Source organism: Pseudomonas haemolytica, from assembly GCF_009659625.1.
Lineage (GTDB): Bacteria > Pseudomonadota > Gammaproteobacteria > Pseudomonadales > Pseudomonadaceae > Aquipseudomonas > Aquipseudomonas haemolytica.
In genome coordinates this window covers 196,280-214,812 of the sequence record NZ_VOIW01000001.1, presented here as the reverse complement: position 1 = coordinate 214,812, position 18,533 = coordinate 196,280, and the positions used below count along the sequence as shown (strand labels likewise).

Annotated in this window: 15 protein-coding genes; 6 read left to right on the top strand and 9 right to left on the bottom strand. The window is 60.8% G+C overall.

Annotation, left to right across the window (positions count from 1 at the left end):
* Positions 1-32 precede the first annotated feature (32 nt).
* The 6 genes from FRT59_RS01025 to mreB all read right to left on the bottom strand — a co-directional run bounded on the left by FRT59_RS01025 (position 33) and on the right by mreB (position 8,858).
* Positions 33-3,848: a YhdP family protein gene (locus tag FRT59_RS01025; RefSeq protein ID WP_153870184.1), complete on the bottom strand. Its 3,816-nt coding sequence runs from the start codon at positions 3,846-3,848 to the stop codon at positions 33-35.
* A gap of 78 nt (positions 3,849-3,926) precedes the next feature.
* A complete protein-coding gene (gene rng, locus FRT59_RS01020; RefSeq protein ID WP_034118106.1) occupies positions 3,927-5,384 on the bottom strand; it encodes a ribonuclease G in 1,458 nt (485 codons plus the stop codon).
* Positions 5,385-5,454: 70 nt separating this feature from the next.
* Entirely contained in the window at positions 5,455-6,051 is a 597-nt protein-coding gene (locus FRT59_RS01015) for a Maf family protein (protein ID WP_153870183.1), read from the bottom strand.
* 50 nt (positions 6,052-6,101) lie between these two features.
* Entirely contained in the window at positions 6,102-6,590 is a 489-nt protein-coding gene (mreD, locus tag FRT59_RS01010; RefSeq protein WP_153870182.1) for a rod shape-determining protein MreD, read from the bottom strand.
* A complete protein-coding gene (gene mreC, locus FRT59_RS01005) occupies positions 6,590-7,681 on the bottom strand; it encodes a rod shape-determining protein MreC (protein ID WP_198809599.1) in 1,092 nt (363 codons plus the stop codon). The genes mreD and mreC overlap by 1 nt, the downstream gene beginning before the upstream one ends.
* A gap of 139 nt (positions 7,682-7,820) precedes the next feature.
* Complete coding sequence (gene mreB, locus FRT59_RS01000) at positions 7,821-8,858, bottom strand: rod shape-determining protein MreB (RefSeq protein WP_002555108.1); 1,038 nt, start codon at positions 8,856-8,858, stop codon at positions 7,821-7,823.
* 210 nt (positions 8,859-9,068) lie between these two features.
* Here mreB and gatC point away from each other — a divergent pair, with 210 nt between their 5' ends.
* The 6 genes from gatC to FRT59_RS00970 all read left to right on the top strand — a co-directional run bounded on the left by gatC (position 9,069) and on the right by FRT59_RS00970 (position 14,298).
* Entirely contained in the window at positions 9,069-9,356 is a 288-nt protein-coding gene (gene gatC / locus FRT59_RS00995) for an Asp-tRNA(Asn)/Glu-tRNA(Gln) amidotransferase subunit GatC (RefSeq protein ID WP_003188556.1), read from the top strand.
* A 16-nt stretch (positions 9,357-9,372) separates the two neighbouring features.
* The gene (gene gatA, locus FRT59_RS00990) at positions 9,373-10,824 is read left to right on the top strand and encodes an Asp-tRNA(Asn)/Glu-tRNA(Gln) amidotransferase subunit GatA (RefSeq protein WP_153870180.1); all 1,452 of its coding nucleotides are present in this window, start codon (positions 9,373-9,375) and stop codon (positions 10,822-10,824) included.
* A 10-nt stretch (positions 10,825-10,834) separates the two neighbouring features.
* On the top strand, positions 10,835-12,280 hold the full coding sequence (gene gatB / locus FRT59_RS00985) for an Asp-tRNA(Asn)/Glu-tRNA(Gln) amidotransferase subunit GatB (RefSeq protein WP_034118101.1): 1,446 nt from the start codon (positions 10,835-10,837) through the stop codon (positions 12,278-12,280).
* 160 nt (positions 12,281-12,440) lie between these two features.
* Positions 12,441-12,812, top strand: coding sequence for a septal ring lytic transglycosylase RlpA family protein (locus FRT59_RS00980; RefSeq protein WP_153838896.1), 372 nt, complete (start codon positions 12,441-12,443; stop codon positions 12,810-12,812).
* A 26-nt stretch (positions 12,813-12,838) separates the two neighbouring features.
* Positions 12,839-13,918 carry a calcium/sodium antiporter gene (locus tag FRT59_RS00975; RefSeq protein WP_153870676.1) on the top strand — a complete coding sequence of 360 codons (1,080 nt, stop codon included), beginning with the start codon at positions 12,839-12,841 and terminating at the stop codon, positions 13,916-13,918.
* Complete coding sequence (locus FRT59_RS00970; RefSeq protein ID WP_034118098.1) at positions 13,915-14,298, top strand: carboxymuconolactone decarboxylase family protein; 384 nt, start codon at positions 13,915-13,917, stop codon at positions 14,296-14,298. The genes FRT59_RS00975 and FRT59_RS00970 overlap by 4 nt, the downstream gene beginning before the upstream one ends.
* Positions 14,299-14,416: 118 nt before the next feature.
* Here the strand turns inward: FRT59_RS00970 and FRT59_RS00965 are convergent, their stop codons facing one another.
* The 3 genes from FRT59_RS00965 to FRT59_RS00955 form a co-directional block, all read right to left on the bottom strand.
* Positions 14,417-15,358: an AEC family transporter gene (locus tag FRT59_RS00965; protein ID WP_034118097.1), complete on the bottom strand. Its 942-nt coding sequence runs from the start codon at positions 15,356-15,358 to the stop codon at positions 14,417-14,419.
* A gap of 173 nt (positions 15,359-15,531) precedes the next feature.
* Positions 15,532-17,085 (bottom strand): galactarate dehydratase, encoded by a 1,554-nt coding sequence (gene garD / locus FRT59_RS00960; protein WP_153870179.1) that lies wholly within the window; start codon positions 17,083-17,085, stop codon positions 15,532-15,534.
* Positions 17,085-18,461 carry an MFS transporter gene (locus tag FRT59_RS00955; protein ID WP_034118095.1) on the bottom strand — a complete coding sequence of 459 codons (1,377 nt, stop codon included), beginning with the start codon at positions 18,459-18,461 and terminating at the stop codon, positions 17,085-17,087. The genes garD and FRT59_RS00955 overlap by 1 nt, the downstream gene beginning before the upstream one ends.
* Positions 18,462-18,533 lie beyond the last annotated feature (72 nt).

Below are 18,533 nucleotides of genomic sequence, written 5' to 3'. Positions count from 1 at the left end.
CAGGGCATCGGGCCATGCTACTCCACAGGCTCTCAGTTTGGCTTTTCAAATGGCTTGTCGAAGGTGATTTTCGGATCCTTCCAGGGGCCTTGGACCTTGTATTGCACACTGGCGAAGCGTGAAACCCGGTCACCGATCAGTTTATCGATCAGGAACAGCGCACCACCAATGGCAGGAGCACCGACGATCAGCGCTGCGATCGGCAGGTTGTTGGTCACAGGCAACGTGACCAGCAACTTGGCGTCGACGCGATCAGCCACCAGGTCCAGGGTACCGTTGAGTTCCAGATTGGTGGAGGGCCCGGTCATGGTGATCGGCTCACGGGTCACGAACACCCCATTACTGGCGGCCAGCAAGCCCTTGACCCGGTCATAGCTCAAGCCCTTGCCCAGCAGGTCGGAAAAGTCCAAACGCAAACGCCGGCCAATGGAGTTGAAGTTGAGCAGGCCAAACACCCGCAACGCCTGGGCGCCGCCCTCCACTTCGACGAACTGACCTTTACGGAATGCCGCATCCAGGCTGCCGGAGAAACGCTTGGGTCCGACCCAGGCTGGCGAGCCCGGCCAACGGCCATCCACGTCCAGGTGGAAATCTTCGCTGGTCACCGTAGGCGCAAAGCCCCAACCCTTGAGCACGTCGGCAATGTTCTTGCCGTCCAGGCGGCCCTTGTACCAGCTGCTGCTGGCGCCCGGCGCACCTTCCCAACCGCCGGCGCCCTTGAGCTGCAGGCCCTTGAGGCCCAGGTCGAGGTTGTTGAAGGCCAGGCCCTTGGCGGTCGGACGGATCCTCAGCGACCACGCGCCTATCAGGTCCGGCCCCTGGAACAGTTGATCTACAGCGATATCCAGCGCCGGAATGCTTTTAGGGTCGATATCGGCCAGCGGGTCCGGCGCGTTTTCATCTGCCTGCACCGACGGGTCCACCGCGGGTAGCTTCACATACTTGAGGTTGACGGCTATCGGCGCGCCCTTGGCGTCCGGCAGATTCACCGTGCCCTTGGCTTGCTGGCTGTCCAATTGCAGGCCCCAGGCAGCGGGTTTGCGATTCAACTGCAAGCTGACCTGGTCAAACTGGGTACCAAACCCGGTCAGCTTGCCCACTTTGAAATCCGCACCACTGAGCAGTTGCTTGGCATTGCCGCCCGGGTCATTGCCCGCGTAGCGGTCCACGAGTTTTTTCCAGGGGTCGATATCCAGCTCCGACAGCACGCCACGAATGCGCAAGCCCTTTGCACCAGGCAGCAGGGCGTCACCATCGCCAAGAAACAGCTCGCCGCGGCCATCATTGAACTTGTCCGGCGGCGCAGCAAAGGTGAAGTTTGCCAGCTCACCGTAATCAAACCAGTAACGGCGCTCCGCGCCCTGCAAGGTCATGCGGTAGGTGCTGTCACGCCCCTGGCTGGCCGGCATGCCAAACGGCGCGGGCAGGTCCACCGTGACACCTTTGAGGTTGGAGTTGACCATCAGTTGACTGTCCGCACCGTCCAGGATGACTTGCAACTGATACGGGATATCGCCGGACACCGGCAGCGGCTGGCTGACGTTCAACCAATCCGTGAGGCGCTTGACCGTGACCTGGCCTTTGGCAGTCACGCGGGTGCTGATGTTGCCCGGCCTGCCCTCGGCAAAAATCTGCGCGGTGATCGGCCGGTCGAACGCCTGGGCCGAGATGTTCTGCCCACTCAGGCCCTTGGCGCTGTCAAAGCGGAAATCACCCTTGAGCTGATTCAGGTCCAGGCTCGGTTCGGCCAATTGCAGGCGTGCCTTGTCGGTCTTGAAGTCCACCACGATCTTGGGCTCGGTGCCTTTAGCCAGGGGAACGTCCAGGTCCAGGCTACCTTGCAGGTCGCCCTCGCCTTTCCAGCCGGCGAAAGTGGACGCGGTACCGATGGGCGCTTCCTGAAGGATTTTCAGGCCATCGCCCAAGCCGCCGGAAAACCCGCCGGTGAGCAGCAGGTGGCTGTCCTTGCCGGCCGGTGCGTGGGGAATATTGACGTAGACGTCCTTGACCTGGGTGTCGAGCAATTGCCCCTTGCTCGCCAGGATGCGCACACCGCTTTCCTCGACAAACACTTCGCCATTGACCTTGTTCACATGGGGCCAACCCGGCTGGAAGGCCAGCTCGGCATCATGCACCTTGAAGAACAGGCTGATATTGCGCGACGCCGGCAGCGCGTCGTGGTTCAGGGAACCTTGATACTGGAAGAAACCTTGATCCACCGCGCCTTTGAGAATCGCCGTGCGCAACCATTCATCCAGTGCGGGGCTCAGCACGGCCGGCAAATACTTGGGGGTAAAACGGCCATCGCCATCGACCATGCCGACCCGCAGGTCCATGTAGTCTTCCTGGCTATGATCGAAATGCAGGCGGATCAGGAAGTCCGCAGCCACCTTGCCCTCTTCGCCCAGCACCTTGATATAGGGGGCGATCAGGGTGAAACCTTGTTTATCCAGTTTCCAGGTCAGGCGCGCATTGGCCTGAATGTATTGCCACGGCTTGGCGAAGATCGGGAACAGATGCAGGGAAAAATCCTTGCTGTCCATGCGCAGCTCGCCATGGCCGAGGTCACCACTGATGCTCCCGGACACATTGCGCGCAGCCGGCGCGCCGAAATACGCGTCGAAACCGACACGCTCAAGGTTGGCGGCAAAACTGACTTTCTGGTCGGTAGTGTCCTGGGGCCGAAAGTCCACCAGCACATTGCGCAGCAGGCCAGTGGCCTTAAGGTGCTCGACGGCCTTGGCGAAACCATCCGGCAGCGGCGCCAAGGCGTTGAGCAGCGGTGTGATGGGCGTCAGGTCGAGTCGATCGGCCTGCAGCTTCCACACTTCCTGATCCTTGTCGGTCGCCAGGCTTTGCTGTAGTTGCAGACGAGACTCCCAGCGGGTTTCGCCGATGTTCATCGCCAGCGAATCAAACAGCACCTTAAGACCGCTGTCACTGCGTTGCAGGTAGGCGGTCAGGGCCAGGTTTTCCAGGTGCACGGGCTTGCGGTCGGCGTAGCTGCCCTTCACTTGCGGGGAATTGAGGCGCACCGCAGCGCTTTGCACGGTGCCTTTGGCCCAACTGAGCCAAAACTCGCCGCCGGCCTTGAACTGCGTGAGCTTCCATTGCTGGGTCAGCCTGGCGGGAATCCACTTGGCCCAGTCGCTTTGCGGTAGGCTCAAGTAGGCGTCGAACTCAGCGTCTTTCCACTGGCTGGCGCGAATACGGCTGCGCAGGTTTACCGCCAGCGGCTGGCCGTCGGGCAACGTCAGGCGCGCATCCAGGCGCTGCTGGCTCATGCCGGTGTGCAGGCTCAAGCCCACGTACGTCACGGTCACTGGCGCCTGGTCGAAGGGTTGCAAGGTGACCTGGCTGTCCAGCACCGATACGCGCTTGACCATTTGCATGCGCGTCAGCAGTTGTTGCGGGTCCAGCGGTTGGTCGTCCTGAACTGGCAAGCCTTGCAGCGTCCAGCGGCCGTCCTTGTCCTCCTTGACGCTCAGTTGCAGGCCACTGACTTGCAGGTGGGCGATGCGCACTTCTCGGGCCATCAAGCTGGCCCACATATCCGGCACCACTTCCACCTGGTCCAGGCGCAAGGCACTGCTGCCCTCGCCGACCATGACGTCGTGAGCCAGCAATACCGGGGCAAACCCGCTCCAGCGGCCCTCAAGGCTACCGATATGCAGGGGCGTATCCACAGCGGCCTGGGCCTTGGCTTCGATTTCAGCGCGGTATTCGGCCACCAATGGGGTCAATTCACGCCCCAGGCTCACGTACACTGCCGCCAATACCAGCAACAACGCACACAGGCCCAGGCCCCAACGGGTCAAAGCGGCAAAAAAGCGTATCAGACGCTCCATGTCAGGCGACCCTCAAAAAACAGTTAGCGGACGGCAGATCAAGGTTTGCCGGTCTCGAATACAACAAGCAATTGGGGATCAGAGCAGCACCACGTCGTATTGTTCCTGGGAATACATGGTTTCGACCTGGAAGCGAATCGTGCGACCGATAAAACTTTCCAGCTCGGCGACGTTGCCGGATTCTTCGTCCAGCAGCCGATCGACCACTTTCTGGTTGGCAAGCACTCTATAACCTTCGGCCTGGTAGGCGCGCGCCTCGCGCAGGATTTCGCGGAAAATCTCGTAGCAAACGGTTTCCGGCGTCTTCAATTTACCGCGCCCCTGGCAACTGCTGCACGGCTCGCACAGCACTTGCTCCAGGCTTTCGCGGGTGCGCTTGCGGGTCATCTGCACCAGGCCCAGTTCGGTGATACCGATGATGTTGGTCTTGGCGTGGTCGCGCTCCAGCTGCTTCTCGAGGGTACGCAGGACCTGGCGCTGGTGATCTTCATCCTCCATGTCGATGAAGTCGATGATGATGATGCCGCCGAGGTTGCGCAGGCGCAGTTGGCGGGCGATTGCCGTGGCGGCTTCAAGGTTGGTCTTGAAAATGGTCTCTTCGAGGTTGCGATGGCCCACGAATGCACCGGTGTTGACGTCGATGGTGGTCATGGCTTCCGCCGGATCCACTACCAGGTAGCCGCCGGATTTGAGCGGTACCTTGCGCTCCAGGGCTTTCTGGATTTCGTCTTCGACGCCATACAGGTCGAAGATTGGTCGCTCGCCGGGGTAATGCTCCAGGCGATCGGCAATTTCCGGCATCAACTCGGCAACAAATTGTGTGGTGCGCTGGAAGGTTTCCCGCGAGTCGATGCGAATTTTCTCAATCTTCGGGCTGACCAGGTCACGCAGCGTACGCAGCGCCAGGCCCAGGTCTTCATAGATGACGCTGGGCGCGCCAATGGTCTTGATCTGTGCGTCGATCTGGTCCCATAGGCGCCGCAGGTAGCGGATATCCATGAGGATTTCATCAGCACCAGCGCCCTCCGCAGCGGTACGCAGGATAAACCCGCCAGCCTCCTTGATACCCTCGGCAGCCACGCAGTCGCTGACCACCTTTTTCAGGCGCTCGCGCTCGGCTTCGTCTTCGATCTTCAGGGAAATGCCGACATGGGGGGTACGCGGCATGTACACCAGGTACCGCGAGGGGATCGACAGCTGAGTGGTCAAGCGTGCCCCCTTGGAACCGATGGGGTCCTTGGTGACTTGCACCACCAGGCTCTGCCCTTCGTGCACCAAAGCGCTGATGCTTTCCACCGCAGGCCCCTCACGCAGGGAAATTTCCGAAGCATGGATAAACGCGGCACGGTCCAGGCCGATGTCGACAAAAGCCGCCTGCATGCCCGGCAATACGCGCACCACCTTGCCTTTGTAGATATTGCCGACGATCCCGCGCTTCTGGGTGCGCTCAACATGCACTTCTTGCAGAACACCGTTCTCTACCACCGCCACGCGCGATTCCATCGGCGTGATATTGATCAGAATCTCTTCACTCATGGCTGGGTCTCGTTCAGGCGTTTTCACAATAGTGACCGGTCGCTCAAGGCTTGGCGCTGGAATACGGCGTTCAGCGCACGGTAAGGTTTTGCCAACAGGGTATGCCGAATTGGGCTAGCAGTTGCGCGGTTTCGCACACGGGCAGGCCAACCACGGCGGAATAGCTGCCATTGAGTCCCGCAACGAACACCGAACCCAGCCCCTGGATAGCATAGCCGCCAGCCTTGTCCTGCGGTTCGCCACTGTGCCAGTAGGTTGTAGCCTCTTCGACAGAAACCTGGCGAAAACGTACGCGACTGCTGACATGTCGGCATTCACAGCGTTGGCCGTCGGCAAGGGCGATGGCGGTAAGTACTTCATGCTCTCGACCGGACAGGGCCATCAGCATCGCCAGCGCATCGGCCTGGTCAACGGGCTTGCCAAGAATCTGGCCATCGACAATCACGGCCGTATCGGCACCCAATACGCAGGCGCCCGAGGTCTGGCCAAGCGCAACAAAACCCGCGGTCGCCTTGCCGCGCGCAAGGCGCTCGACATAGGCAACGGCAGGTTCGTGGGGAAGAGGTGTTCCATCAATAGCGGCGCTGACCACGGTGAATGGCACACCGATCTGGGTCAACAGCTCGCGTCGCCGCGGGGAGCCCGAGGCCAGATAAAGCGAATTCATTGCAGCCTCTCCCTGTTGGGTTCGATAACCAGGCAGAGCCTCGCAACCATTCAATTGATTTTATAGCGACGACGCAGCCCACGCAGGCCAAAACTGATCCAGGGCCACAGCAATGCACTGACCAGAGCCGGCAAGACTAACGCCAGGGTCGGCTGGCGATTACCGGTCAGGGCGCTGAGCCATAGCTGCACCAACTGCGCCAGGCCGAAGATCACCAGGATCACCAGGCACTGCTGCCACATCGGGAACATGCGCAAGCGCTGCTGCAACGACAGCACCAGGAAGGTAATCAGGGTCAGGATCAACGCATTCTGGCCTAGCAAGGTGCCATAGAGCACATCTTCCGCCAAGCCCAGGCACATTGCCGTGACCATGCCCACTTTGTGCGGCAGGTTCAACGACCAGAACGCCAACAGCAGGGCCAGCCAGAGCGGGCGCAGGATTTCCATGAATTGCGGCAGTGGCGAAACGCTGAGCAACAGACCAATGGCGAAGGTCAGCCAGACGATCCAGCCATTGCGCGAATAAGTACCGGCCATTATTCCTCCCTCTGCCGTGTGGTGGCCGGAGCGGCGGTCGGCGTCGTGGTCGGCGGTTTGGCCACAGCCGGCTTGGCTGGACGTGCGTTGTGCGCCGCCGGTTTGGCCGGCGTTGCCACAGGCGCCGCCGCTGCCGGTGCGGCCGCCGGTGCAGGCGGACCGACGAAAGCGGGTTTGGGCACCGTGGCCGGCACGACCGGCGCGGTGCCATTCTGCTTATCTTCCGCTTCCTGGGCCTGGGCGGCGTCGTTGGCGCGCTCTTCCGGGGTGCGGTTGTCGCTGAACACCAGCAATAGGTAGCGGCTGCGGTTCAAGGCGGCGGTAGGCACGGCACGGACAATGGCGAACGGCTGGCCGGAGTCGTGGATCACTTCCTTGACCGTCGCGACCGGGTAACCCGCCGGGAACCGCTGACCCAGGCCGGAGCTGACCAGCAGGTCGCCTTCCTTGATATCAGCGGTATCGGCCACATGGCGCAGTTCCAGCCGCTCAGGGTTACCGGTACCGCTGGCAATCGCGCGCAAGCCGTTGCGATTCACCTGCACCGGAATACTGTGGGTGGTGTCCGTCAGCAGCAATACCCGCGAGGTGTAGGGCATCAACTCCACTACCTGGCCCATCAGGCCACGGGCGTCGAGCACCGGCTGGCCAAGGACCACACCGTCACGCTCACCCTTGTTGATGATGATGCGGTGTGTAAAGGGGTTGGGGTCCATGCCGATCAACTCGGCCACTTCGACCTTTTCGTTGACCAGCGCAGAAGAATTGAGCAACTCGCGCAGCCGAACGTTCTGCTCGGTGAGGGCCGCCAGCTTTTGCATGCGCCCCTGCAGCAGCAGGTTTTCAGTCTTGAGTTTTTCGTTCTCGGCGACCAGCTCAGTGCGGCTGCCGAATTGGCTGGCCACGCCCTGGTAGAGCCGTTGCGGCAGGTCGGTGATCCAGTAGGTCTGCATCAACACCAGCGACATCTGGCTACGCACAGGCTTGAGCAGTGCAAAGCGGGCATCCACCACCATCAGCGCGACCGAAAGCACGACCAGCACCAATAAGCGCACGCCCAATGAGGGGCCTTTGGCGAAAAGCGGTTTAATAGGCCGCTCCTCCCAGGCAAATGTTCTCTTTATTCATACGGCATCAAACCGGCCTGGATGCAGATTGAAGAAGATAAACGCCAACAGGCAGCACTGCAAAGTGCTGCCTGCCGACCAAGCACGAACCATCCAGGCGATCTTATTCGCTGGAGAGCAGGTCCATGGTGTGTTTATCCATCATTTCCAGTGCACGACCACCGCCGCGGGCAACGCAGGTCAGCGGGTCTTCGGCGACGATCACCGGCAGGCCGGTTTCCTGGGCCAGCAACTTGTCGAGGTCGCGCAGCAAGGCGCCACCACCGGTCAGCACCAGGCCACGCTCGGCAATATCGGAAGCCAGCTCCGGCGGCGATTGCTCCAGGGCGCTCTTCACGGCCTGAACGATGGTGGCCAGGGACTCCTGCAGAGCCTCCAGCACTTCATTGGAGTTCAGGGTGAAGGCACGTGGAACGCCTTCGGCCAGGTTGCGACCGCGAACATCGACTTCGCGAACTTCGCCGCCCGGGTAAGCGGTGCCGATTTCCTGCTTGATGCGCTCGGCGGTGGATTCGCCGATCAGGCTGCCGTAGTTACGACGCACATACGTGATGATCGCTTCGTCGAAGCGGTCGCCGCCTACACGCACGGATTCGGCATACACCACACCGTTCAGGGAAATCAGGGCGATTTCGGTAGTACCACCACCGATATCCACCACCATCGAGCCGCGGGCTTCTTCCACCGGCAGGCCGGCACCGATCGCAGCCGCCATCGGCTCTTCGATCAGGAACACTTCGCGGGCACCGGCACCCAGGGCCGACTCACGTATGGCACGACGCTCCACCTGGGTGGACTTGCACGGAACGCAGATCAGCACACGAGGGCTGGGCTGCAGAAAACTGTTTTCGTGAACCTTGTTGATGAAGTACTGCAGCATCTTCTCGCAGACGCTGAAATCGGCGATCACGCCATCCTTCATCGGACGAATGGCAGCAATATTGCCTGGTGTACGGCCGAGCATGCGCTTGGCCTCGGTGCCAACGGCAACGACACTTTTCTGATTACCATGGGTCCGAATGGCCACAACCGATGGCTCATTCAGGACGATACCGCGCTCGCGCACGTAAATAAGGGTGTTGGCAGTGCCCAGGTCAATGGAAAGATCGCTGGAAAACATGCCACGCAGTTTCTTGAACATGGGAAAGGGACCCTAGGCAACGCGTGGGTAAAAAAGTGCGGCAAACTCTAACAACGACAGGGATTTTGGGCAAGGCGCCAATGTGCTAAATTGGCCGACTTTCTGTGCACCAACCCCCACAATCGCGGCCTTATGACCGTAGAAATGCGGTAGTGTTCCGACAATCTAACACACGGACGCCCTCCGTTCTGTTTTCCACTGGAGAATCCCATGGCGCTTGAACGCTCCGACGTGGAAAAAATCGCGCATCTGGCCTCGCTTGGCCTCAATGATGCCGATCTTCCACAGACCACCGCAGCCCTGAACAGCATTCTCGGGCTCGTTGACCAAATGCAGGCCGTGAATACCGACGGCATCGAGCCTCTGGCTCACCCACTGGAAGCCAGCCAGCGCCTGCGCGCAGACGTTGTGACCGAGCGAAATAACCGCGAGGCCTACCAGTCCATCGCGCCAGCGGTCGAAAACGGCCTGTACCTGGTTCCGAAAGTCATCGACTAAAGGGAAAGAGCCTTTCATGCATCACATGACTCTGGCCGAGATCGCCCGCGGTCTCGCCGACAAAACGTTTTCTTCCGAAGAGCTGACCCAGACCCTGCTGGCGCGTATCGCCGAGCACGATCCCAAGGTCAACAGCTTCATCAGCCTCACCGAAGAGCTGGCCCTGAGCCAGGCCAGGGCCGCCGACGCACGTCGCGCCAACGGTGAAAATGGCGCACTGCTGGGCGCACCGATTGCCCACAAAGACCTGTTCTGCACCCAGGGCATACGCACCAGTTGCGGCTCGAAGATGCTCGACAACTTCAAGGCGCCCTACGACGCCACCGTAGTGGCCAAGCTGGCTGCCGCCGGGGCCGTGACCCTGGGCAAGACCAACATGGACGAATTCGCCATGGGTTCGGCCAACGAATCGAGCTACTACGGCGCGGTAAAAAACCCGTGGAACCTGGAACACGTGCCCGGAGGTTCGTCCGGTGGCTCGGCCGCCGCCGTGGCCGCGCGTTTCCTGCCGGCCGCCACCGCCACCGACACCGGTGGTTCAATCCGCCAGCCAGCCGCCTTCACCAACCTTACCGGCCTGAAGCCGACCTACGGTCGTGTTTCCCGTTGGGGCATGATCGCCTACGCCTCCAGCCTGGATCAGGGCGGCCCATTGGCACGCACTGCCGAAGACTGCGCAATATTGTTACAAGGCATGGCAGGCTTCGATACACAGGACTCCACCAGCATCGATGAGCCGGTTCCGGACTACAGCGCCAGCCTGAATACGTCGATCAAGGGCTTGCGCATCGGCGTGCCAAAAGAGTATTTCAGCGCCGGCCTCGACCCGCGTATCGCCGACTTGGTGCAAAACAGCATTAAAGCGCTGGAAAAGCTGGGCGCCGTGATCAAGGAAATCAGCCTGCCGAACAACCAGCACGCGATTCCTGCGTACTACGTGATCGCTCCGGCAGAAGCCTCCTCCAACCTGTCGCGTTTCGACGGCGTACGCTTCGGCTATCGCTGCGAAAACCCGAAAGACCTGACCGACCTGTACAAACGCTCCCGTGGCGAAGGCTTCGGCAGTGAAGTCCAGCGCCGGATCATGGTCGGTGCCTACGCCCTGTCCGCTGGCTATTACGACGCGTACTACCTCAAGGCGCAGAAAATCCGTCGCTTGATCAAGAACGACTTCATGACCGCCTTCGAAGAAGTCGACGTGATCCTCGGCCCAACCACGCCGAACCCGGCCTGGAAGATCGGCGCCAAGACCGGCGACCCGATCGCCGAGTACCTGGAAGACCTCTACACCATCACCGCCAACCTCGCGGGCTTGCCGGGCTTGTCCATGCCCGCCGGTTTCGTCGATGGCCTGCCGGTTGGCGTGCAATTGCTCGCCCCGTATTTCCAGGAAGGCCGCCTGCTCAATGTGGCGCACCAGTACCAGTTGAACACCGACTGGCACACCCGCACCCCTACCGGCTTCTGAGGAGAACACTATGCAATGGGAAGTTGTGATCGGGCTGGAGATTCATACCCAGCTCGCCACCCAATCGAAGATTTTCTCCGGTAGCGCCACCACGTTCGGCTCCGAGCCCAACACCCAGGCCAGCCTGGTAGATCTGGGCATGCCCGGCGTGCTGCCAGTGCTGAACCAGGAAGCGGTGCGCATGGCGGTGATGTTCGGCTTGGCAATTGACGCCGAGATCGGCCAGCACAACGTGTTTGCACGCAAGAACTACTTCTACCCGGACCTGCCCAAGGGCTACCAGATCAGCCAGATGGAATTGCCGATTGTCGGCAAGGGCCACCTGGACATCGCGCTGGAAGACGGCACCATCAAGCGTGTCGGCGTAACCCGTGCGCACCTGGAAGAAGACGCCGGCAAGAGCCTGCACGAAGAATTTCCGGGCGCTACCGGTATCGACCTGAACCGTGCCGGCACGCCGCTGCTGGAAATCGTTTCCGAACCGGACATGCGCAGCGCCAAGGAAGCCGTGGCCTACGTCAAGACTATCCACGCGCTGGTGCGCTACCTGGGCATCTGCGACGGCAACATGGCCGAAGGTTCGCTGCGCTGCGACTGCAATGTGTCGATCCGTCCCAAGGGCCAAACCGAGTACGGCACCCGCTGCGAGATCAAGAACGTCAACTCGTTCCGTTTCATCGAGAAGGCGATCAACAGCGAAGTGCGTCGCCAGATCGAACTGATCGAGGACGGCGGTAAAGTGATCCAGCAAACCCGCCTGTACGATCCGAACAAAGACGAAACCCGCGCCATGCGCAGCAAAGAGGAAGCCAACGACTACCGTTACTTCCCCGACCCAGACCTGTTGCCGGTGGTGCTCGAGGATTCGTTCCTCAATGATATCCGCGCCACCCTGCCGGAATTGCCGCAGCAAAAACGCGAGCGCTTCCAGGAGCAGTTCGGCCTGTCGATCTACGATGCCAGCGTGCTGGCCTCCAGCCGTGAACAAGCCAACTACTTTGAAAAAGTCGTGAGCATCGCCGGCGACGCCAAGCTGGCGGCCAACTGGGTGATGGTTGAGCTGGGCAGCCTGTTGAACAAACAGGGCCTGGAAATCGACGAGGCACCGGTCAGCGCCGAGCAATTGGGCGGCATGCTGCTGCGCATCAAGGACAACACCATCTCCGGCAAGATCGCCAAGACCGTGTTCGAAGCCATGGCCAGCGGTGAAGGCAGCGCCGACGAGATCATCGACAAGCGCGGCCTCAAGCAAGTCACCGACAGCGGCGCCATCTCGGCCGTACTCGATGAAATGCTCGCGGCGAATGCAGAGCAGGTCGAGCAATACCGCGCCGCCGATGAAGCCAAGCGCGGCAAGATGTTCGGCTTCTTTGTCGGCCAGGCGATGAAAGCGTCCAAGGGCAAAGCCAACCCGCAACAGGTGAACGAACTGCTGAAAAGCAAGCTCGAAGGCTGATAGCGGTGAATGGTCCGAATGGGATTTCATATCCAACTCGGACCCCTTGTGGGAGGGGGCTTGCTCCCGATTGCGGTGTACCAGTCGCTATATCGGCCGGCTGATCAACCACTATCGGGAGCAAGCCCCCTCCCACATTCAAGTGGGGGATTTCCTGACAATGAAGCGTCTACTCGGCCTCCTGGCCTTGTCCTCCCTGCTGGCCGGTTGCGCCAGCGGCCTCATCGACCCCAAAGGTTACGACGAAACCGGCACCGCTTCCTATTACGGCGCCCAACACCATGGCAAGCGAACCGCCAGTGGTGAACCTTTCAACCAGAACGCTTTGACCGCCGCCCATCGGCGCTTGCCCTTCGGCACCCAGGTCAAGGTAACCAATCTCGACAACGACCGATCGGTGGTGGTACGCATCAATGACCGCGGCCCGCATACCCGTGGGCGCTTGATCGACCTTTCCCGCAAGGCTGCCGAGCAACTGCGTATGCTGGGCAGCGGCACCGCACGGGTTCGCGTGCAAGCCCTGAATAACTGACTGAGGCAGCCTTGAGCATTTTCGGATTGAACGCCCTCTCGCCCTGGAGCCTGCTCGAACTGGTCGGCGGCTTGCTGCTGCTGATCGTCGGCGCTGAAATCCTGGTACGCGCCGCCGTGCGCCTGGCGGCCAGCCTCAAGGTGCGGCCGTTGATCATCGGCTTGAGCATCGTCGCCTTCGGCAGCAGCGCGCCACAGATGACCGTCAGCCTGCAGGCCACGCTGGCCGGCAATACCGACATTGCCGTGGGCAGCGTCATTGGCAGCAGTATCTTCAATATCCTCGTTACCTTGGGCTTGTCCGCGCTGATCATTCCACTGCGGGTGTCGCGGCAACTGGTGCGCGTGGACATACCGGTGATGATCCTCGCCGGCCTGCTGGTGTTTACCCTGGCCGCCAATGAAGTGCTGACGCCATTCGATGGTGGGGTGCTGCTCGTGGCACTGGTGGCCTACCTGGGTGTGCTGCACTACCAGACGCGGCATTCGCGCCGCCCGCGAACCCTGGACACCGTGGCCAAGGCGCCGTGGCTGAGCAGTGTGTTGCTGATGCTCGTCGGATTGCTGGTGCTGGTGTTGGCCGGGCACTTACTGCTCGGCGCAGCGGTGGATGTGGCGGGCGACCTGGGCCTGTCGGAGCGCGTCATCGGCCTGACGCTGATCGGCGTCGGCACCTCGCTGCCCTGCCTCGCCACTTCGCTCATCGCCGCCTTGCGTGGTGAACGGGAGATTGCCGTGGGCAACGTGATCGGCAGCAACCTGTTCAACCTGCTGGGCGTGCTGGGCTTTACTGCCCTGGTGGCGCCGTCGCCGTTGTCGGTATCGCCTAACGCGCTGGATTTTGATCTGCCGGTCATGCTCGGCGCCATCATCCTGTGCCTGCCGGTGTTCTATACCGGCTACCGCGTGACGCGTATCGAAGGGCTGCTGCTGCTGGGGTTGTACCTGGCGTACGGGCTGCATGTGATGGCGTTCACCACCGGCATGCCCCTGGCCAACAAACTTGAACAGTTGATGCTGTATTACGTCCTGCCGGCGTTGGTGGTTATGCTGCTGTTCACCTCACTGCGCGCCTGGCACCGCCAACACAAGAGGGAATCGCAATGACCGATCAGAAAAAGCCCGGGGTTGAAGTGCGTCGCCAGGTCATGGGCGATGTGTTCGTCGACCGCGCCCTGGGCAACGCCACGGCGTTCACCCAGCCGCTGCAGGACTTCGTCAACGAACACGCATGGGGCAGCGTATGGAACCGCGAAGGCTTACCGCTCAAGACCCGCAGCCTGATCACCCTGGCCGCCCTGACCGCCCTCAAATGCCCGCAGGAACTCAAGGGTCACGTACGCGGTGCGCTTAATAATGGCTGCACGGTAGACGAGATTCGCGAAGCGCTATTGCATTGCGCGGTGTATGCCGGTGTGCCGGCGGCGATTGATGCCTTTCGAGCGGCGCAGGAAGTGATTGAGGCCTACCAGACAGATCAGCAGTGACTGTCCGATCGCTTTCGCGAGCAAGCCCGCTCCCACATTTGTCCGAGTTTCAGCATGAAAATGCGCTCGAATGTGGGAGCGGGCTTGCTCGCGAAGGCCCCTGAACACACTGCAAAACTCAAATCCAGCCACCAGCCTGCAATACGAAAATCCCGATATTGGTGGTCACCGCCGCCATCAGCGTGGTGATCACGATGATGGCCGCCGCCAACTCATGATTGCCTTGCGCCGCCCTGGCCATCACGAAGCTCGCGGCAGCCGTCGGCGCGCCGAAGTACAGGAACAGAATCCCCAACTCCGGCCCGCGGAACCCCAATAGCCAGGCGCCCAAGGTCGCGATCACCGGCAGCCAGACCATCTTCATCAAGCTCGCGCTCAATGCCATGTTGCCGCTCTTGCGCAGCGCGGCCATGGACAAAGTGCCGCCGATGCAAATCAACGCCAACGGCAGCGTGGTGTCCGACAGGTACTGCAAGGACTTTTCCAGCCAGCCGGGCAAACCGATCTGGAAGTAAGCGAACGGCGCGGCGACGATCACACTGATGATCAGCGGGTTAGCGACCACACTCTTGAAGATGCTCCACGGGTCAGACTTGATCACCGGGCTGTACACCGCCAGCACGATGGTCGACAGCGTGTTGTAGAACAGGATCACCAGCGCCGCCAGGATCGCGCCGAGGGAAATGCCATAGTCGCCGTACATACTGGCCGCCAGCGCCAGGCCAATCACGCCGTTGTTGCCACGAAACGCGCCCTGGGCGTAGATCCCACGATCCTCGCGCTTGCAGCGAAAAATCGCCCAGCCCCAGGCCAGGGCGAAACTCAGCAGCGTGGCCACGGCAAAATAGATCAACAACCCCGGCTTGAGCGCTGCGTGCAGATCGGCATGCAGGATGCCCAGGAACAGCAACGCCGGCATGGTGACGTTGAACACCAGGGAAGAGGCGGTGTGGATAAAGTTATCGTTGATCCAGTTGATGCGCCTGAGCAACACACCAAGGAACAGCATGGCAAACACCGGCGCGGTGATGGTGAGGGTGGTGAGGAAAATTGCCAGCATGCCGGGGAGAACCTTGGTGGGCGTCGTCAGTTGGCTAATGATAAGCCATGGAACCCCGGTCGTCTGGTCTACCGCTATCGGGAGCAAGCCCCCTCCCACATTTGATTGCATTACAAAGGTAATACTCGGTCAAATGTGGGAGGGGGCTTGCTCCCGATGCAGGCGACTCGGTCTCAGGTAATCGGCGCCGGATTGAAAAGCGTAATGTCGTTATGCAGCTTATGCCGCTCCGCCCACGTCTGCTTTCTGCCACTGGCCACGTCCAGGTAGAAGTGGAACAACTCCCAGCCCAGTTCCTCGATGCTCGCGCGCCCGGTAGCGATGCGCCCGGCGTCGATATCGATCAGGTCCGGCCAACGTTGGGCCAGCTCGGTGCGGGTCGAGACCTTCACCACTGGCGCCATTGCCAGCCCGTACGGTGTGCCGCGCCCAGTGGTGAACACATGCAGGTTCATCCCTGCCGCCAGTTGCAAGGTGCCACACACAAAATCACTGGCCGGTGTGGCACAGAAGATCAGGCCCTTGCTTTTGAAGCGCTCGCCCGGGCCAAGTACGCCGTTGATCGCACTGCTGCCGGATTTGACGATGGAACCCAAGGACTTCTCGACAATGTTCGACAACCCGCCCTTCTTGTTCCCCGGCGTGGTGTTGGCGCTGCGGTCCGCCTCGCCCTTGGCCAGGTAACGGTCGTACCAGTCCATTTCCCTGACCAGCTCGCGGGCAATTTCTTCGTTCTGTGCGCGTGAAGTCAGCAGGTAAATCGCATCGCGCACTTCAGTCACTTCGGAAAACATCACCGTCGCCCCGGCCCTCAGCAACAGATCCGAGGCATATCCCAGTGCCGGGTTGGCGGTGATGCCGGAAAACGCATCACTGCCACCGCACTGCATGCCCAGGATCAGCTCGGAAGCCGGCACGGTTTCCCGGCGGCGCTGGTCGAGTTTTTTCAAGCGCACTTCGGCCAGTTCCATGATCTGCTCGATCATCTCGGTAAAACCGTGGCTGGAATCCTGCAAGCGGTACAGCCACGGCTCGCTCAGGTCCACGGAGCTGTCGTTGTCGTGCATCACCTGCCCGGCCTGCAATTTCTCGCAGCCCAGGCTGATCACCAAGGCTTCACCGCCCAGGTTCGGGTTACGTGCCAGGTTGCGCACGGTACGGATCGGAATATAAGCATCCGTCGCCGTGATCGCCACGCCGCAGCCATAGCTGTGGGTCAGCGCCACCACATCATCGACGTGGGGGTATTTGGGCAGCAACTCGTCCTTGATGCGCTTGACTGCATGGTCCAGCACACCGGTAACGCACTGCACGGTGGTGGTGATGCCAAGGATATTGCGCGTGCCCACGGTGCCATCGGCATTGCGATAGCCCTCGAAGGTAAACCCCTCCAACGGCGCATGGGTTTCAGGCACTTCGGTGGACAGCGGCAAACTGTCCAGCGGTGGCGCGGTGGGCATGCGCAGTTGATCTTCCTGCACCCAACTGCCGCGTGGGATTGGCGCCAAGGCATAACCAATGGTCTGGCCGTAGCGAATAATCCGGCCACCCTCGGGGATATCTTCCAACGTCACCTTGTGGCTCTGGGGGATAAAGTCCACGGTGACCAGGCCGTCGGGGAATTCAGTCCCGGCCGGCACGCCCTGGTCGTTTACCACGATCACCACGTTGTCGCGCTCGTGCAAACGGATCGAGCGCGGCGAGTCGGCATGTTCAATCAACTGCATTACATCGCCCCTCGGGAGTGCGCTTGGGTAAGGTTGGTCAGCTCTGGCCCTTGGCTTGGCGGCTCTTTGAGCACCACGCGCTTGATCGGGCCGACAATCACCAGGTAGCTGAACACCGCCACCAGGGCATTGGCGCCGACGAATACCAGCGCCCATTTGAACGAGCCGGTGGTGCTGATGATGTAGCCGATGACGATCGGTGTGGTGATCGACGCCAGGTTACCGAAGGTGTTGAACAAGCCACCACTGAGGCCGGCGATTTGTTTCGGCGAGGTGTCGGACACCACCGCCCAACCCAGTGCGCCTACGCCTTTACCGAAGAAGGCCAAGGCCATGAACCCCACCACCATCCACTCAATATCCACATAGTTGCAGGCCACGATGCTGCTGGAAATCAGCAGGCCACCGATGATCGGCGCCTTGCGTGCGAAGGTCAGCGAGTGGCCCTTACGCAACAGGTAATCGGAAATCACCCCGCCGAGCACACCGCCGATAAAGCCGCAGATCGCCGGTAACGAGGCAATGAAGCCGGCCTTGAGAATGGTCATGCCACGGTCCTGCACCAGGTACACCGGGAACCAGGTCAGGAAGAAATAGGTGATGCCGTTAATGCAGTACTGGCCCAGGTACACGCCGAGCATCATGCGGTTGGTCAGCAGTTGACGGATGTAGTCCCACTTCGGCCCGTCGGTTTTCTTGCCTTTGCCCTTGTCCTGATCCATGTCGACCATCGCGCCATTGGCGGCGATGTGATTGAACTCGGCCTCGTTGATCATCGGATGCTGGCGCGGGCTGTGGATAACTTTCAGCCAGACCAGCGAGAAAATGATGCCGATCACCCCCATCACGATGAACACGTGCTGCCAGCCGAAGCGGTAGACAATCCAGCCCATCAATGGCGCAAACAACACCGTGGCGAAGTACTGCGCCGAGTTGAAGATCGCCGACGCGGTGCCCCTTTCCGCCGTAGGAAACCACGCCGCGACAATACGGGCATTTCCCGGAAACGACGGCGCCTCGGCCAGGCCCACCATGAAGCGCAGCATGAACAGCGCGACCACGGCCGTGGAGACACCAAACTCACCGACATAGCCTTGCAGCACGGTGAACAGCGACCAGGTGAAGATGCTCAGGGCATAGACTTTTTTCGAGCCGAAGCGGTCGAGCAGCCAGCCGCCGGGGATTTGCCCGGCTACGTAGGCCCAGCCGAAGGCGGAGAAGATATAACCGAGGGTGACCGCGTCGATGCCGAGGTCTTTTTGCAGGCTGGAGCCGGCAATGGCGATGGTGGCCCGGTCGGCGTAGTTGATCGTGGTCACCAGGAACAGCATGAGCAGGATCAAATAGCGGACATGGGTCGGCTTGGTCGCTTGCATGAAGAGATACTCCCACTAATTATTTTTTTTGCGGGTAATTGTCTAGTTGTCGGTGAGCACCGGGTTTATGTG